Origin of the sequence: Heliobacterium chlorum, assembly GCF_014502795.1 — a bacterium.
In the GTDB taxonomy this organism is placed as follows: domain Bacteria; phylum Bacillota; class Desulfitobacteriia; order Heliobacteriales; family Heliobacteriaceae; genus Heliobacterium; species Heliobacterium chlorum.
Genome location: NZ_JACVHF010000002.1, coordinates 205259 through 221787, shown reverse-complemented (window position 1 = coordinate 221787; position 16529 = coordinate 205259). Strand labels below are relative to the sequence as shown.

Below are 16529 nucleotides of genomic sequence, written 5' to 3'. Positions count from 1 at the left end.
CCACAGTCATGAACGACTAATTAAATCGGCCTATAGCCAAGACCAGCCTACAGTCCATCAATGGTGACTGCACACGTTCCTGTCATCGATGGGCGCGATTTTTCCCGCGCAAAAAGCGTCGACGACTTTCTCTACAGTCTGCTCGCTCGCTTGATACACTTCGATCCCTGCGCGGCGAAAACCGGACAGAGGGCCTCCTCCGATCCCTTGAACAACGAGCGAATCGACTTGATGAGCCGAAAGCAGTTGCACCGGCCGCATGCACCCGCCATGAACATGGGGCGGGTTTTGAATCACGTCGCTTCCTATGACTTTTCCTTCTTCTACGTCAACGACGGTGAAGCAGTCACAACGGCCAAAATGACCAGAGCAATCGGCTGAAAGACCACCAGGAGCAACAGAAGGAACGGCAAGACGCTTTTTCGACATATGATTCATCCTTTCTTACCTTTACCAGTGACTGTTCTGCCACGGTCAAAGCACTCATCTGTTTGATCATCTAAATTAGGTCCTAAACTGGTGATTAACACTTTCGACGGATGCACCTTCTCACTTATGCGCTTGTATTTTCTCCTTTATCCTGCACGATCACAGTCCCGTCAGAGGAAATCGATACAGCCAATCGTTTTAATGGCTTTGGCGGAGGTCCGGCCACGTTTGTCCCGACGTTATCAAAAACGCCGCCGTGACAAGGGCATACGATTTGCTTGTCTTTGAGATTCCCTTTGGGAACATCCACAGTACATCCCAAATGGGTGCATTTTAAGGTAAAAGATATTACTTGGTCTTTATCCACTTTCATCGCCAAGGAGGGAACGTCTTCATAGGCAAAGAAGACCGGTTCCCAGGGTTTCATATCGTCGATATGGGTGACTTTTTTCGGAGCCGGCGGTCGAAGCAACGAATCGGGAGGATAGATAAAACTCCCGGTAGCGGCTATCGGAGCGGAAATCGCTGCGACAGCCGGGACGGCGATCATACCGCCAAGAAATTTCCGTCGAGATAGGTTACGGTCCTGCATAGTTCGAATCCCCCTTAAAAGAACTGGCGTCCTTTACGCCCATTTCTCCGGCCTAGTCCTTGACCGCCAATCTGACAAAGCTTATCGATACAGTTGCGGAACATGGGACCAAGCCCCCTACCTCCGAATCCCGCGCCGGTTCCCAAACCTCGACCGGCTACTTTTCCGTATTTCAAGGCGCTTTTCTGATCTGTTGGTACGTCTTCCCATTTCATGACACATCGACCACGTCCTCGACCGGTCATCATTCCCTTGCCTAGAGGTCCTGATCCATTGAATCCAGGCATACTGATTCCCTCCTCACCATTTCTCATTGGTTCTTAACTCGTTTACTCATAACTCACGATTTATGAACTCTGCTCTTACTGAACCAGTAAGATGAAATATTTCTGCAATAACCGTTGTCATACCATTACTGTTTGCTATTTATCACTACTATATATTTGTCATTAGTTAGATACACTTGAACACCTTGATAAGGGGTCACGAAATCACATGTATGACATCCTGCGTCTCACGACACAGTTGCCACAGGCAACGGCATCGTCGGTTTTCATTCAGCTTCACCAGCAGATTCGAACCCCTCAAAGACCCGGAGAAAGGCTTCTAAATCGCTTTTTTGCTTTTTAAGACTGACCGCCCAAGCACGGAGATAACATTCTCCCTCTGGGGTGATCGAGTACACCTTTCGGGCCGGACCTCCTTTCCCAGGCTCAAGCCGGGATTCCACCATCCCTTCTTCTTCCAGGCGCCTCAGGTAGCGGTAGACAACAGCCGCATCAGGCAAGACATGGATAAAGGGCATCTGGGACAGCTTTTCCATCAATTCGTACCCGTGAGCGGGATGCTGTCGTAGGCTCAGCAAGACACTGGGAAAAGCCATGGAATCGGTGCGACCGCCATGTCCTCCACCACAGCCGCAACGGCCTCGTCCTCTCCCCCGGCCACGGCCGTAACCCGGGCTGGCCTCAAGTGTTTCGTCAGGACCAAGATCCCTGCTACACTTCAAATCACTTTCTTCTTCGAACGTCAACACGGCATCACCCCTCGTCAGTATTATCGCATGTCACTACTTGCATTTTATCACTAGTGATGTTTTGCTGTCAATAATTCTTGCCAGCAATTCCTAAAGATATTCATCAGATCAATTTATTGTAAAATGCTGCTTTCATCAGTATATTGTAACCAACCTAGTATGTAGGTAGATAAAAACAATCATAAGAAGCCCTCTATTGCTCATAATCGCAAATTGTTTTGGTACGGATAGGATTCGAGAGTTCGTTGCAAAACCATAAAAAACCGCAAAATTAAGAAGGATATTTGAGCTAAAAGTTGAATACATGTAAGTGACTAATGATCTCTGGAAAACCGAAAATTGATTGCTGGAACAGGTCGCCCAACTCATCTCTAGTTGGGCGTTAGAAAGGGAAGTTCGGTGGAAATCCGACGCGGTCCCGCCACTGTAAGGGGAATGACCCTCCACTAATGTCACTGGCGTTAAAGCGCTGGGAAGACGGAGCGGCCAGATGAACCCGAGCCAGGAGACCTGCCTGTTACCACGTCACCGCATTGACCCACGGCCGATGGGGAGGTGATGGTTCAGAAATGGTTATCGTCGCATATCGTGAAGAATTTTTCAAGCGACACTAGATCTGAATTTCACACACTCCCCCCTGCCGGGCTCAGACCTTGCAGGGGTATTTTAATTTTCAGAGCGTTCTATTTCATCCTAACTGAAACAGGAGGTTAGACTATGCACATTATGGAAGGCTTTTTGCCTGCCACACACGCTGCCGCATGGACGGCCGCCTCGGCCCCCTTCGTCGTTCACGGGGTTCGCTCTATCCAAAAAACAGTAAAAGAGAATCCGGAAGCAAAAATGCTGCTCGGTGTTTCAGGTGCTTTTTCCTTTGTCCTCTCTGCTTTAAAACTACCCTCTGTCACAGGCAGTAGCTCCCACCCTACGGGTGCCGGCTTGGGGGCGATTCTCTTCCGCCCCACGGTTATGTCTGCTTTAGGTACGATTGTACTCTTGTTCCAAGCTCTGTTGCTAGCCCATGGGGGCATCACAACTTTAGGGGCCAACGTTTTTTCTATGGCTGTCGTCGGACCCTTTGTGGCCTACGGTATATATCGTTTGGGGCAACGTCTCAATATCCCGACCACAGTATCCGTATTTCTAGCGGCAGCTCTGGCTGACCTCTCCACCTACGTTACTACATCTGTTCAGTTGGCCTTAGCTTTTCCCGATCCTGTTGGCGGCTTTATGGCCTCCTTTGTTAAGTTTAGCACCATCTTCGCAGTCACCCAGATCCCACTGGCGATTAGTGAAGGTTTCATCACCGTTGTCATCTTCAATACGCTGGCCAAATATAGCGGCCACGAACTCTCATTACTTAATGTCTTTCATAAAAAGGAGGTAAAAGCATGAGCAAGTTTTCTATACGCAACAACATCCTGCTCATCGCCGCTGCCGTTCTTTTATCTGCGCTTCCACTGTTTATGTCCCATCATTTTTCTGAGGGGAATGCAGCTTTCTCCGGTACTGATGATCAAGCTGAAGCAGCGATTCAAGAAATCAACCCCGACTATAAACCATGGTTTCAATCGTTCTGGGAGCCTCCCTCTAGTGAAATTGAAAGTCTTCTTTTCGCTCTGCAGGCAACATTGGGAGCAGGCTTTATCGGCTACTACATAGGTCAAAAACGAAAACGCTCGAACCCCCTAGACACGAAACTCGGCAAAGAACCTTCTGTACAATAGGAAGACCTTCGCCCCAGAGCGGTCGTGTATATTTCAAACTATAATAGGTTAAGAAAGCCCGAAAAGCGACCGTCGTCGCTCTTTCGGGCTTTCTTCGTAAAATAGGATAATGTTCCATCTGTCGAAAAACTTCGTGGTTTAAAAGTACCTTACATAAACGTACAGATGCGATATGGCGACAGACAGGAGCATGAAAGGAAATCCAATCACCAGAAACTTTCGGAAAGATATGGGCACTCCTGCCTTTTCGGCAATACCCGCGACGATGATGTTGGCCGACGCACCGACAAGCGTCCCGTTGCCGCCCAAACAGGCACCGAGTGCCAGTGACCACCAGACCGGCCCTAAATCCATGCCTGACAGGGCACCCATCTCGTGAATCATCGGGATCATGGTCGCCACAAAGGGAATATTGTCTACAAAGCCGGAAGCGATGGCGGAAAGCCACATGATTAAAAAGGATGTCGTTTGTGTGTTGCCTTGAGTAACCGTGAGAGCCCATTGTGCCAGCGAAGCGATGACACCAGTCGACTTCAGTCCCCCCACGAGGACAAAGAGACCGATAAAAAAGAAGATCGTCGGCCATTCCACATGGAGCAAGATATCTTCCGGTTCTTCCCGGCTGATGATCATCAGCACCATGGCACCGGTCAGTGCAATCGTGGCTGATTCAAGATGAAGTATCCCGTGTAAGGTGAAGCCGACGATCGTCAGCCCTAAGACAACCAGTGACTTTTTGAGCAGCGCCCAGTCCTTGATTTCTTCCTTCGGCTCCATAATCAGGATCTTCCGGCGGCTTGCTTCATCACCTTTTAACTCTTTACGGTAGATCACCATCAAGAGTGCCGTCGAAACCAGCAGAATCAGCAGCGCAATAGGAGCTAGGTGAATCAAAAAATCCATGAAGCCAAGTCCTGTTGAACTGCCAATCATGATATTCGGGGGATCACCGATCAGGGTCGCTGTACCGCCGATGTTGGAAGCTAGCACTTCTGTAATCAGATAGGGTATGGGATTCACTTTCAACGTATCGGCTAAGATGATGGAAATCGGCGCAATCAGAAGAACTGCTGTTACGTTGTCCAACAAGGCAGAGGCAAATGCTGTAATCAACGATAACAACCCTAACAGATAGAGGGGATTGCCGTGGGTCACCTGGGCCGCCCAGATGGCTAAGGCTTCAAAAATACCGGTGCGGCGAGTGATGGCTACGAGGATCATCATGCCGATTAATAAGCCGAGCGTATTGAAATCGATGTCATCCTTGATGGCCACTTCCTGGGTTAAAAAGCCCAGCAAGATCATCACGAGTCCCCCTAGCATAGCCGTAGTGGCCCGGGGGATTTTTTCCCAGATAATCAGACCATAAGTAATCACAAAGATCACGATCGAAGCGATAAATCCAACATCCGTCATATCCTTTAGTTCCTCCCTTTTCCAGTGCAAAAAGACAAAAAGGAGCCTGTCGATGACAGGCTCCTCCTATTTACTCAATATGCACTTTTTCTAGAAGTATTATACGATATCTATGCCCCAATTACCATAGTTTTTGCTAGCGGCCAGCATGGCCTCAAGAACCCCGCCGGCGACAGCTCTCGCCTTATCGCTGATGGTAAAACAGGAGTCCCGATCGGCTCGCGGATCCACATCTCCGATTTTCATTCCTGATGTGACTGTTATTCCATCTTTGATCAACCCGCGCAGCATGCCCGGAATCGTACTTTCAACGGGATGACCACCGACATTCCCCACGATATCGCCCGCTTTGACCAGATCACCGATGGCTTTAACAGCGGTAAAAGTCCCGTCCACCGGCGCTCGTAACAAGCGCTCGTGACTGAAGCCGCCGATTTCGCCAGGAATCCCCGTATTCGCAATGGCGGGACCTTCCCAGATCACCCGTCCGAGATAATGGCCGCGCTTGGTCTCTACGACGGCATGGACATCCTTCCCCGCGTAAAATCCGGGGCCTAAAGCGATCACGACTGGCGCATCATCGATGCTCGTTCCCAGATTCTCCTTGGCCACAGTAGCGTCAATGAGCACATGGGGCCTCATTTCCAGAATCACCTGCCCGGACACATCGGGAAGCACCGGGATGATCCTTTTTCGGCGGTATTCCATGGCCTCTTCTAGATTCATGACCCTTTTGGCGGTAACCCCTTCCACAGTCGCCTCACCGGAATAAATCGCTTCAGCAAAAGACACGGTCCGGCGAACAACCAAGGGATGCTCCAGTTCGGTCATAACCGGCACAAATCCGGAGCGGTAGAGCCGATGAGCAACACCACTGGCTAAATCACCGGCACCTTTGATGACGATCCGAAGTCTTTCCATAGAATCAATCCCCTTTACCGACTGGAGCGATGAAAACTTCCATGGTGCCGCCACAAGCCATTCCCTCTTCAGCCGCATCGTCACTATTCAAGGAAAAGCGATACAATCCCGGTTCTCCGCTCTCTATTCGCTGCAACGCCTCCCGGCGAACTTCCCCTTCGATACAACCGCCTCCGATGGTCCCCATCATCCTTCCATCCTGGAAGATGAGAAGTTTCGCGCCAGCCTTGCGGGGCGTGGAACCTTGTGTGGCGATGACTGTCGCCAGTGCCGCCGGTAGCCCTTTTTGTGCGGATTCTACTAAAGCCCTTAGTAAGTCTATGTCCTGCATGGTGATCCCGCCTTGACGATACTTGATCAGTTCGGCGGCAATGCTGACGGCTATTTCTTCCGGTGTTTCAGCGCCAATATCGAGTCCGATAGGCATATGGAGACGTTCCATCAGACCGGGATCGATGTCCTTTTCCTGCAAGAGATTTCGAATCAGGTGTACTCTACGACGACTGCCGATCATGCCTAAATAGGCTAGGTTCTTTTCCGACACTTGCTCCAAGCAGAGAAGATCATGGCGATGTCCTCGGGTGACGATGACCACACTGCAGCGTCGGTGCAAGGGAAGCTTACCGATGGCATGGACAAAATCATCACAAATCACCAGCTCTGCATCGGGAAACTTCTCCCGATGAGCGAAGGAAGGCCGGTCGTCGACAACAGTGATCTGATATCCGAGCATAGCGGTGATCGGGACCAAGGCCTGTGAAATATGACCGCCACCGAGCACGACGAGTTCATCAGGGGGAAAAAAAGGTTCACCGACGAGAGTGATTTCCTCTCCCTGATCGTTTCGTAGTCCTTTCCTGAGGGTCAGCTTTCCCGAACGATAGACTTCTTCCGCTAAGCTGTCTGCCACATCCTCCAGTCCCAAGTCACCGAGCGATCCCTCTATCCATTCAGGGGACCATAAGCGATTTTTCCCTACACCGATACGGTGGATGTCGTCCTTTACAGCCTGGTCAAGGAGCATCGGAGGGGTCCTTCGAACCTGGATGACAGTGATCAGAACAGCCGTTTCTCGACGATTTAAAATCTCTAAAAGCTTGGCATATATCATAGGTCATCTCCATCCTTACCTACGATAATTCCTTTGGGTGGAACAATGCTTATCCTCATCTATCTGCCACCTTGACCGAAGCTGCACCGAGGAAAATGACATTCTGTACAACTGCGGCAAAGGCCTCCATGGGCCATCTCTATAATGTCATCGCTATCGATTCGTTCTCCGGCAAAGATCCGAGGCAGGATTAGATCCAGTAGAGTGATGCGAAAATACATACCGCAAGCGGGGATGCCGATAACCGGCACGTCGCCATGATAGGCCAGCATAAACATCGCTCCCGGCAACACCGGCGCTCCATACTTAACAACAACAGCCCCACTCAAACGGATCCCTTGGGGCGTTACGTCATCAGGGTCGACAGACATTCCCCCACTAACCAACACCATTCCTGCTCCAGCTGCGACCATCGCCGAAATCTTTTGCGCGATGACCTCGGGGTCATCCGGTGCGTAGTCGGTACTGAGCAATCGAGAACCATAAATCTCGACTTTTTGCTGCAGCACAGGACCAAATTTGTCCTGAATCCGCCCAGAGAACACCTCGGCACCGGTGACAACGATTCCTACGTCCATCGGCCGATAAGGGACCACCTCAACGATTTTTCCAGATTTCAAACAGATCTCTTCTGCTGATTGGACGACTTCCTCCTTGACTGCTAAAGGAATCACCTTCGTTCCAGCTAACAGGTCTCCCTCTAGCACTGGAGTATTGTTGGTCAGCGTCGAGAAGATCACTTCCGGCAATCGATTGATCTCTTTTAGGGCCGGTACGTTGATTTTTAGCAATCCCCTTTGATTTGCATAAAGATTGACTCGGCTTTCTCGAGGTTCACTGCAAGTAACCCCTTCCCCGGCGGCAGCCGATCCGAGTCGAACTCCCGCTTCATCTTCATGGACGTCATCGGCTTCGAAGTCCAGTACAAAAATCTGCGATTTACCCATACTAAGCAGTTCGGGAACGTCTTTATCTTGAATCACATGGCCTTTGCGAAAACAAGGTCCTTTGAATCCGCCTTTTTCAATTTTGGTCATATCATGGGGAATCACCATACCTACTGCATCTTCTACCTTGACCCGTTGGACTTTCATGCCTTCCCCCCCGTGAAGCCTATCTTCTACAACAAAATTCTAGCACTTGTGATATTTTACACTTTTTGGAGTTCGGGAAAAGACTCTATTCGACTGTTTAACACAAGTATGTACAATTCGCGAAACAGGACTATATATCCTCCCTCAAATAAAAGCAGACGAAAGCTTCATGTATGAAATATTACCTGTTTTCAAAAAATACTATGAATTCCTTCGTCTAAAACTCTAGTTCCAGGGAGGAATTACCGAAACGGCGTAGAATGTGATTATTATTACAAATATTATTCTATGGAGGTTTACTGCCCATGTCTGATAAACTCAAAGGAACAAAAACGGAAGCCAACTTAAAACTTGCCTTTGCCGGTGAATCCATGGCACGAAATAAGTATACCTTTTTCGCGAGTGTCGCCAAAAAAGAAGGTTACGAACAAATCGCCGCCAAATTTATAGAAACGGCTGAGAACGAATCGGCTCACGCAAAAATCTGGTTTAAGCTACTCCAAGGAATCGGTGATACGAAAACCAACCTCGAACATGCTGCTCAAGGTGAACACGAAGAGTGGACTGATATGTATAAAGGGTTCGCCGAAACAGCGAGAGAAGAAGGGTTTTTAGAGATTGCCGACTTGTTTCTCCGCGTCGGTCAAATCGAGAAGGAACATGAAGAGCGATATCGGGAACTTCTCCAAAATCTTGAAAATGGCACCGTTTTTCGTAAGGATGCCGTCCAAACCTGGCAGTGCCGAGTTTGCGGTCATCGTCATGAAGGACTGGAAGCGCCAACGGTCTGCCCCACATGTAGCCATCCTCAATCGTACTTTGAACTGACCTGTAAAAACTTTTAAAAATTAAAGGGATATTTCCGGAGACAGAATTTATTATCGTCTTAGGATTACAAGGCGAGGATCACTTAACAGATCCTCGCCTTTTCATTTTGTCCATCGAAAAAAATAAAAACCGTCAAAGAATCCTTTCTCTGACAGTTTAGAACGAAACAAATAGACTTAAGTAGTTACGCACGGTTTTTAGGAAATCCAATCTGCTTTGCGGTTTATCAGAACCACATTGTTAACGATAGGCTGGATTCGGATTCGTGAACTTTTCCGATTGGTTTAGCAACCCCAACAAAAAGTCCAACTCCTCTGTCGTTAACAGGTCCGCCCAAATTTTTGGGAAATCATCATTGTCCCAGGCCATTTTAACGTCCCTCCTAACAGCTTCTGCTCAAATTTTAATAAATGATTAATTCGATAGAACGCCAATATTTCCTGCTTTCTTTTAAGAAATTCTCTCACAAAAAATAAAACTGCCGCAGCGCAGCAGTTTATTAACCCTATATCTTATGCAATTCTTGTACGATTTGAGTCAGTTCCTGCACTAGCACTTCGTCGGGCAACCGTCGGCGGATCACCTTACTGAATTCATCGTAATACCAAAGAGTTTGTTCCTTAGTGGCATGAAAGCGGTTCCAAACCTCTTCGCCATAGCGCTCTATATCGAGTAGTAAAGACCGTCCATTATGAATTTTATCCGCCAGGGAGACGTACAATGCCCCGGTGCTCGCTTTTTCCAAATGGGCTAGGTATTTTTGCTTTCGCTCCAGCCACGGAGGTTTTGGTGTTTCCTCGGCATCACTGCACTCTAAAACGAGGTCTCTTACGGATGGTCCAAAGAGGCTGGCGATTTTTTCTGCCATCGCCCTCCCGCCACGGTCTTCCACAGCATCATGAAGTAAAGCTGCGATCACCTCATCTTCCGGCCTCCCACAATCAATGACCATAGAAGACACTGCCAGGAGATGCCCTACGTAAGGTCTTTTTCGCTCACTACAACTGAGCCTTTCACGTTCCGTAAGTTTTCGATCTTGATCGGCATGGAGTTGCATGGCAAAGATGAGAGCATCTCTAAAGCGGGATGTCAGTTGCAACCTAAACCCCTTCCTTTCGTTTACTCGAATAAACTTCGCTGGGAGAAATAAAAAGTTTCGAGGGGGGTGGTGGGAAGTGATACGTACCGGCCTTGTTCTTTTTTGGGATGCTCTAGCTTACATCATCGCCACGGCTTTTTTCGATATAAACACCGTCATCCCCAGTTTTATCTATTCCGCCAGCCATTCAGAGATGTGGGTCGGTTCTGCCTATGCCATCAAGCAGATCGGATTTGTCCTGCCTCAATTGTTCATGATGACTGTCGTTCATCATCTATCGAATCCCGTTCGTTTCATTTGGAAAGTTATGCTTTTCGACCGGCCCCAATGGCTGTTCTTTCTGCTTACGCTTGCCGCGAACGCCGGTGGGGAGCTGACGTTGTTTTCTTTCTTTTTCTGTTTTGTTCTGTTCTCTGTTGGGGAAGGCATCATCCAAGTACCTTGGATGGATCTTTTTAGCCGTTCCGTAGAAACGGGTCGACGAGGCCGACTATTTGGCTGGATTCATGTCGCCGGAAACACGGGGGCGCTCGCAGCTGGATACATCATCTCTAAGGCGATCCCTGATGCCGATCACGGTTTACCTACCGACTATCTCCCCGTTTTTTCTGTAGGCTATCTATTGTTGTTACCGTCGCTGCTCTTTTTCCATCTGGCTCGTGATCCATCGCCTGTCCGATTATCGTCTTTACCGCCAGCAGGCCTTACAGCCGTCGGTACCTGGTTTCGGCACTGTTTAGACAATAGCAGTTTCCTCTATCTTACACTCTGTCAGTACGCACTGTCCTTAAGCTTGCTCGCATCTCCCTACTATCTCATTGCCCAACTGGAAAAGCCTCATGTGGACCTGAGTATGGGAGATATGATTTTCTACAGCATCGCCGGCTCGGCTGCCGGTGCGCTGCTTTTTGGCTACCTCGGCGATAAGCAGGGAAACCGCTCGGCCATGATCATCGCATCAGCTCTAGCTCTATTTTGTCCGCTTCTTTTTGTACTCTGTGACATCTTAACCTCTCATGAATGGTTACAACCCTTGCTGGTGACCGCCTTTACCTTGCAGGGGGTCGCCTCCTCCGGTTCACTGAGTTTATTCAATTACTTATTGGAAATACCCAGTGACCGGGAGAGACCCGGCTTTGTAGCGATAAACAGCCTGCTTCAACTTCCCGTCAGTTTACTTCCGCTGGCAGGAACGTTGCTGCGAGACCACTTGGGGGATACACCCATTCGTCTGGTCGTATCGCTGGCAGCATTTTTCGGGTTGATTCTCGCTTTGTACCTCCAGGACTCTCGCCCATATCGTTAAGAGTGGCGTAATTCATCCCGCCAAGTTGGCCCGACAATGACCACATCATACTCCATGATCAATACCTCCTAAGTAACCATTCGATCCCATAATAACATATTAATCCACTGTTTATTATTGGTCTCCCAAAACAATCAATCAAGCGACAAAGGGAACAATATTTTTTGGAAAAATTTGTTTTTCTTGCAGGAAAAAGCGACCGGTAGGTAGAAAGAATTTTCCAGAAACTAACAACAAGATGGCTGAATTTTTATCAATCGGTATTTTACGCATATTTTTGCGAGAGGAGCACGTTAACATGAACATGGAAAACTTCCACAACTCCACCGAGGTAGCCTTGAAATTCGGATTCGTCGGGATTGGTCAAGGAGGCGGAAAAATCGTCGACGCTTTCGCCGGAATTAAAACGTCAGAAGGAACACCCCTCTATGAGACGATGGCTGTCAACACGTTCCCCGGCGACTTAGCTGCCTTGAAAAACGTCCCTCAAGACCGGAGGGTTCAGTTGCGCGGCTGGGAAAAAGGTTCCGGCGGCAACCCTGACGAGGGGTATAGAGCATTAGTGCACGATGAAAACCGGGAACGTGTCCTGATTCGTCTCGAAGAGGTAGCACTAAAGTCAGATGCTTTATTCATCGTTGCCAGCTATGGCGGCGGCACTGGTACGGGCGGTCACGGCGAGTTGATCAACTGGGCCAATCAGTTGGGTAAGCCTGTCGGTGCCATCGTGACTTTACCTCGGAAGGGGTATCTCGAAGAATTGGAAAACGCCCTGTCTGCGTTAACCCACTTGGTGAACAACCAATTAGGCACTGGGGTAAAACCTTTAAAAAGCTTAATAATTCTCGATAACGAAAAACTCTATCGTGATTTTCTGGTCGAAAAGGAACAACAAATGGTTCCTGAAGATGTCGATTGGTTGAGTCATAGCAACCGAAAACTATCCTCCATCCTTCATGATCTGAATGTGTTAGCCACAGGCTCCAGCGACATCGCCATCGACGGTCAAAACCTCTTCAACGTTCTTTTTAGCGGCGGTTGCTTGGCTTTGGGGCTGCGCCAGTCGAAGGAGGACAACAGTGAAAATAACCTACTGAACGAAGTCCTCCAAACGATTGAAGGCAACAATCCTCTCAGCGATGGCTTTGATTTTCGCAAGACCGTGGCCGGTCTCTATTTGGCGGTTACGAACAACGGCAGCCGCATGATCAACAACATGGAAACCTTATCGGACGAGTTAAAGACGAGATATCCCGGTCTAGGTCGCTGCCATTATCGCGGTTATGTCGATTGGAGCAAAAGCGATCAGATGCTCCTTTACACTTTGATGTGTGTCCGCTCTCTCCCCGATCGAGCCCGTCATTTAGTGAAAGAATTCGTCGTCGGTAAGAAAGAGGAAGAAACGTTCCTCGCCTCTATCAACGACTTCGCCATCGAGGCTGATGTAGACGGTTTTTGCCTTCGCCTTGACGATATGGAGATGGAGATGATCGAAGAAGTCGATTTTGGCGCTGCAGCCGTCGAAACGGCCATCGCTCAGGAAAGGGAACTTCCCAGCAAGACTGAAGTGAGCCGTTGGCGTATGTAGTCCGGGGAAAAGCCAAGATGGAGATGTTCAATATGCCATTTCCGCAAGGACGCGAATATTTAGAATCGGTAGAAGACCTACGGAATGCTTTCGAGGACCGTGAACTTCGAACCTGTTTCGTAGAGCGAACTCCTTTAGGACGGCCGAGACTATACTCAGGGGGCAATACGACCACCTTTCACTTCTACCGTCCTCAGGCAGGCTGGGCTGTCCGATGTTATTTGCAAGAGATACCGAGTTTGGATCACCGCTATCAGGTCATTCGGATGCTCATGAAAGAGAAGCCATGTAACCTTTTTGTTCCCTCCGAATGGGTGAAAAAGGGCATCCGTGTTGGCGACCAATGGTATCCCATCGTCAAAATGCCTTGGATCGACGGAGATCTCCTCCATGATTACATTGAAAAAAACTTGTCCCAACGGGTTGTGTTGCAGCAATTACCCAAGGCTTTTTTGCAGCTCATCCTTCAGTTGAACAAGCTGGGTGCTGCCCATGGCGATCTACAACACGGAAATATCATCGTCCACGACGGAAAACTCCATCTCATCGGTTATGACGGTATGTATATCTCCGACCTGTCTAGCCTGGGACCACTCAACCTTGGCCATCCCAACTACCAACATCCCTTGCGCAGCGACGCCCATTATGATGAAAGCATCGATAACTTCTCTTCTATCGTCATCTATCTAGCTATGGCGGCGACAGCCCTTTCTCCAGTCCTATGGACGCAGTTTGCCGACGGTGAAAACATCCTCTTTCGCCAAGAAGATTTTCACCGCCCTGAACAGTCGGAATTGCTTGCTCGGATGAAAGAGCTTCCCCAAGTCGCTCATCTCGTTGACCGTTTTAAGTTGATTTGCCGGCTGCCATATGAGAAAATCCCTCGATTGGTCGATTTTCTCTCCCGAAACTACGTCCCCCCCTCCTTGCAAAATGTTTCTTTACCGTCACCTGCTTTGCGAAGCCCCTATCCCCTGGTGGAAACCACTGACCCCGAACGATTACTATCCCATGTGGGCCAGCGTATTGCCGTCTCAGGACGAATTTCTCGCATTCACCGAGGATTCCGCCGGCCAGAGATATTCTTTCACTTCGGCCTTCCACCTAGAGAGACTTTTTCTGTAATGGTATGGTCGGAACAGATCGACACGCTGCGCCGAAATGCCCTGGTCGAACATTTTTCCGGTAAAAAGGTTCGAGTCACCGGGGTTCTCACCATCCATGAAGGTAAGCCGGTAATGATTCTAGACAGTTTAACATCCCTTCAAGTCCTAAAAGAGCCTATGAGCATTCCCGCTAACCGAAATCAACCATCATTTACCCCGCCACCATCACCGGTAAATACCGGAGAAAAAACTGCCGCCCCAACTCAGGCAATCGCGCAGCCCCTTGCCGAAGACCCCCAAAAAAAATCTAACGTCACTGAAGTCCCCTCACTCGTTCCCTCACCCGTCAAGACTGAATCTAAGGATGACCCCGATGATGAATTGACTTCCATGGAGACATCTCGGCCAGAAAATATTACCGAAGAACTCTGCCAGGATCTTGCCTTATCGGGGTTGTTAAAAAATGCTCTCGCCAATGCCGATAGAGACCAATCGGTGCCCCCTCTTACTCTCGAATCATTCCCTTCAGCGGCGGTCGAGACGAATGACAAAGAGGGTATTCCAGAAGAGGCTAATCGAGAGCCGGATCGAATGAACGAAGTGGGTTCAGAAGCGAATCCCCCTGATACGACGAAGAATCGCTCTACGGCACCAGTGATTGAGAAAAGAATCCCTCTAACCCCATCGTCGGGCATACCCTTTGGCGCAGAACCCGTATTGCCCAAAAAGAAAGGACAACGCAAAGCTTCGGTTCGTACCGGAACCCCTTCTTCGCACTGCCCTACTCATATCCCTTATGGGACAAGCCCATCAGCAACTCCCAGCAACCTATCCCTGATCAAAACAGTCTTTCGATACTTTTTTGATTAACCGTCGACCTTATTGCTGATCAGTTTCCATGGAAGTAATCAAATCCAGTCGCTGCAATTCCTTTATAAACGATTCACTGTCGTTGAAGTGGATGGAATTTCCCGTCTCCTGTTGGACCGTTGTCTTCATCTCTTCCATAAAGTTCGTCACCGACGGTTTCACCGTCGTAGACTCTTCCATCATTCCGCGGACAATATCTTCGTAAGTCTCCCCTTGAACGGCCAGACCCTCTTTAAAGCGAACACGGATCATTTCCGCACCTCTTCTCTTAATAAAGCTATCGCCTTTACTGGTTTTATCGCCCGATCTTCCTTTACACCTAGACTTTTTATTGAATGCATCGGTCCTGTTACTAAGTGTTCTCGCCTTGCCTTCACTTATTCACATTAGCCTCCCTTCTCGACGCTAGTTTACAGGAGAGAAATGACCCGCTATGATTGAGGTATAGCATTTCACAAGAAAGGTCGGACATCTCTGTGAACAACGTACGCAACATCTACTGTGTCGGTTGGAACTACCGCCTTCATGCGCAGGAACTGGGCAACACCGTTCCCGACTCGCCGATCATCTTTACCAAACCTACTCACGCTTTAGTGGAGATGCTCGGACAGGAGATAGCTTTTCCGGCAGATCAAGGTTCTCTTCACTATGAGGCTGAACTCGTGCTCGTTATCGGCAAGGCTTATCGTCCAGGAATCAAGGTGGACGACTTAGTGGACCGAATGGCCCTCGGTCTTGATATGACGCTTCGCGATAAGCAAAACGAAGTAAAAAAACAAGGCCGCCCCTGGTTGTCTTGCAAAGGATTTCTTCGTTCTGCTCTGATAACAAAGACCCTTCCCTTTCCCGGGATAGATAACCTCGGTAAAACAGAATTTGTATTGCAGAAAAATAACCAAGAAGTGCAGCGCGGCAATGCAAGCCTGATGGTCTTTGCGCCTCAGGCACTCGTCGATTATATCGGTTCCCACTATGGGCTCGATGCAGGAGATCTCATTTTCACCGGAACCCCGGTCGGTGTAGGCCCCGTCAATCATGGCGACCATCTAGCCCTGTACTGGGGCGAAGAGCAACTTGGCGAATGCACCGTCCGACTGGCATAAAAAGAAGAAACCCCTGAGACATTTCGTCTTAGGGGTTCTTTCTTAGGCTGTTGATTTGGGGAGTATCCTTACGTAATTAGTGCTCAATTTTCGGCTGCTGGTCTACACAATAACCGCAGCCGCCACATTCGACACATTCATGGGGTTGATAGACACACATCAAGAGCGTGTCAAATTCGGTCGTGGGCAGGACCTTTAGGATTTCTTGAGTCATATACAGCGCCTCCCTTTACCGGTTCTGTTGCATCAACCTTGTGATTTACGCCACTATTTGTGAATGTGTTAATTTTCTTTTATTGTAGT

The 16529-nt window shown here is 48.9% G+C and carries 19 protein-coding genes and 1 riboswitch; of the genes, 7 read left to right on the top strand and 12 right to left on the bottom strand.

Annotated elements, in window-relative coordinates:
• Positions 1-57: 57 nt before the first annotated feature.
• The 4 genes from H1S01_RS04185 to H1S01_RS04170 all read right to left on the bottom strand — a co-directional run bounded on the left by H1S01_RS04185 (position 58) and on the right by H1S01_RS04170 (position 2057).
• Positions 58-429, bottom strand: a complete 372-nt coding sequence (locus H1S01_RS04185) for a NifB/NifX family molybdenum-iron cluster-binding protein (RefSeq protein ID WP_188038847.1) — start codon at positions 427-429, stop codon at positions 58-60.
• A 124-nt stretch (positions 430-553) separates the two neighbouring features.
• Entirely contained in the window at positions 554-1021 is a 468-nt protein-coding gene (locus H1S01_RS04180) for a QcrA and Rieske domain-containing protein (RefSeq protein WP_188038846.1), read from the bottom strand.
• Between the two features lie 14 nt (positions 1022-1035).
• A complete protein-coding gene (locus H1S01_RS04175) occupies positions 1036-1308 on the bottom strand; it encodes a DUF5320 domain-containing protein (protein ID WP_188038845.1) in 273 nt (90 codons plus the stop codon).
• Between the two features lie 266 nt (positions 1309-1574).
• Complete coding sequence (locus tag H1S01_RS04170) at positions 1575-2057, bottom strand: helix-turn-helix transcriptional regulator (protein ID WP_188038844.1); 483 nt, start codon at positions 2055-2057, stop codon at positions 1575-1577.
• Between the two features lie 336 nt (positions 2058-2393).
• Positions 2394-2589, top strand: a riboswitch (cobalamin riboswitch).
• 185 nt (positions 2590-2774) lie between these two features.
• On the opposite strand from H1S01_RS04170, the gene H1S01_RS04165 reads away from it, so the two are divergent.
• Both H1S01_RS04165 and H1S01_RS04160 read left to right on the top strand, forming a co-directional pair.
• On the top strand, positions 2775-3452 hold the full coding sequence (locus H1S01_RS04165) for an energy-coupling factor ABC transporter permease (protein WP_188038843.1): 678 nt from the start codon (positions 2775-2777) through the stop codon (positions 3450-3452).
• Positions 3449-3784, top strand: coding sequence for an energy-coupling factor ABC transporter substrate-binding protein (locus H1S01_RS04160; RefSeq protein WP_188038842.1), 336 nt, complete (start codon positions 3449-3451; stop codon positions 3782-3784). The genes H1S01_RS04165 and H1S01_RS04160 overlap by 4 nt, the downstream gene beginning before the upstream one ends.
• Positions 3785-3922: 138 nt before the next feature.
• Here H1S01_RS04160 and H1S01_RS04155 read toward each other — a convergent pair whose 3' ends face one another.
• The 4 genes from H1S01_RS04155 to H1S01_RS04140 form a co-directional block, all read right to left on the bottom strand.
• Positions 3923-5200 carry an ArsB/NhaD family transporter gene (locus H1S01_RS04155; protein WP_188038841.1) on the bottom strand — a complete coding sequence of 426 codons (1278 nt, stop codon included), beginning with the start codon at positions 5198-5200 and terminating at the stop codon, positions 3923-3925.
• 99 nt (positions 5201-5299) lie between these two features.
• Complete coding sequence (gene yqeB, locus H1S01_RS04150) at positions 5300-6121, bottom strand: selenium-dependent molybdenum cofactor biosynthesis protein YqeB (RefSeq protein ID WP_188038840.1); 822 nt, start codon at positions 6119-6121, stop codon at positions 5300-5302.
• 4 nt (positions 6122-6125) lie between these two features.
• Positions 6126-7232 (bottom strand): XdhC/CoxI family protein, encoded by a 1107-nt coding sequence (locus H1S01_RS04145; RefSeq protein WP_188038839.1) that lies wholly within the window; start codon positions 7230-7232, stop codon positions 6126-6128.
• 59 nt (positions 7233-7291) lie between these two features.
• Positions 7292-8326, bottom strand: coding sequence for a molybdopterin-binding protein (locus H1S01_RS04140; RefSeq protein WP_188038838.1), 1035 nt, complete (start codon positions 8324-8326; stop codon positions 7292-7294).
• 305 nt (positions 8327-8631) lie between these two features.
• Here H1S01_RS04140 and rbr point away from each other — a divergent pair, with 305 nt between their 5' ends.
• The gene (gene rbr, locus H1S01_RS04135; RefSeq protein WP_188038837.1) at positions 8632-9171 is read left to right on the top strand and encodes a rubrerythrin; all 540 of its coding nucleotides are present in this window, start codon (positions 8632-8634) and stop codon (positions 9169-9171) included.
• Between the two features lie 223 nt (positions 9172-9394).
• Here rbr and H1S01_RS21850 read toward each other — a convergent pair whose 3' ends face one another.
• Together H1S01_RS21850 and H1S01_RS04130 are read right to left on the bottom strand one after the other, a co-directional pair.
• Complete coding sequence (locus H1S01_RS21850; RefSeq protein ID WP_279286941.1) at positions 9395-9523, bottom strand: hypothetical protein; 129 nt, start codon at positions 9521-9523, stop codon at positions 9395-9397.
• A gap of 136 nt (positions 9524-9659) precedes the next feature.
• Positions 9660-10253 (bottom strand): HD domain-containing protein, encoded by a 594-nt coding sequence (locus H1S01_RS04130; RefSeq protein ID WP_188038836.1) that lies wholly within the window; start codon positions 10251-10253, stop codon positions 9660-9662.
• A gap of 76 nt (positions 10254-10329) precedes the next feature.
• Between H1S01_RS04130 and H1S01_RS04125 the strand changes: the two genes are divergently transcribed.
• The 3 genes from H1S01_RS04125 to H1S01_RS04115 all read left to right on the top strand — a co-directional run bounded on the left by H1S01_RS04125 (position 10330) and on the right by H1S01_RS04115 (position 15123).
• Positions 10330-11559, top strand: coding sequence for an MFS transporter (locus tag H1S01_RS04125; RefSeq protein WP_188038835.1), 1230 nt, complete (start codon positions 10330-10332; stop codon positions 11557-11559).
• Positions 11560-11857: 298 nt separating this feature from the next.
• Positions 11858-13147, top strand: coding sequence for an FtsZ/tubulin family protein (locus tag H1S01_RS04120; RefSeq protein ID WP_188038834.1), 1290 nt, complete (start codon positions 11858-11860; stop codon positions 13145-13147).
• The gene (locus H1S01_RS04115; RefSeq protein WP_188038833.1) at positions 13135-15123 is read left to right on the top strand and encodes a hypothetical protein; all 1989 of its coding nucleotides are present in this window, start codon (positions 13135-13137) and stop codon (positions 15121-15123) included. The genes H1S01_RS04120 and H1S01_RS04115 overlap by 13 nt, the downstream gene beginning before the upstream one ends.
• Before the next feature lie 9 nt (positions 15124-15132).
• Here H1S01_RS04115 and H1S01_RS04110 read toward each other — a convergent pair whose 3' ends face one another.
• A complete protein-coding gene (locus H1S01_RS04110; RefSeq protein WP_188038832.1) occupies positions 15133-15375 on the bottom strand; it encodes a hypothetical protein in 243 nt (80 codons plus the stop codon).
• Positions 15376-15599: 224 nt separating this feature from the next.
• Here H1S01_RS04110 and H1S01_RS04105 point away from each other — a divergent pair, with 224 nt between their 5' ends.
• Positions 15600-16226 (top strand): fumarylacetoacetate hydrolase family protein, encoded by a 627-nt coding sequence (locus H1S01_RS04105; RefSeq protein ID WP_341479027.1) that lies wholly within the window; start codon positions 15600-15602, stop codon positions 16224-16226.
• A 76-nt stretch (positions 16227-16302) separates the two neighbouring features.
• On the opposite strand, the gene H1S01_RS04100 is transcribed toward H1S01_RS04105, so the two are convergent.
• Positions 16303-16440, bottom strand: a complete 138-nt coding sequence (locus H1S01_RS04100; RefSeq protein WP_188038831.1) for a hypothetical protein — start codon at positions 16438-16440, stop codon at positions 16303-16305.
• Positions 16441-16529 lie beyond the last annotated feature (89 nt).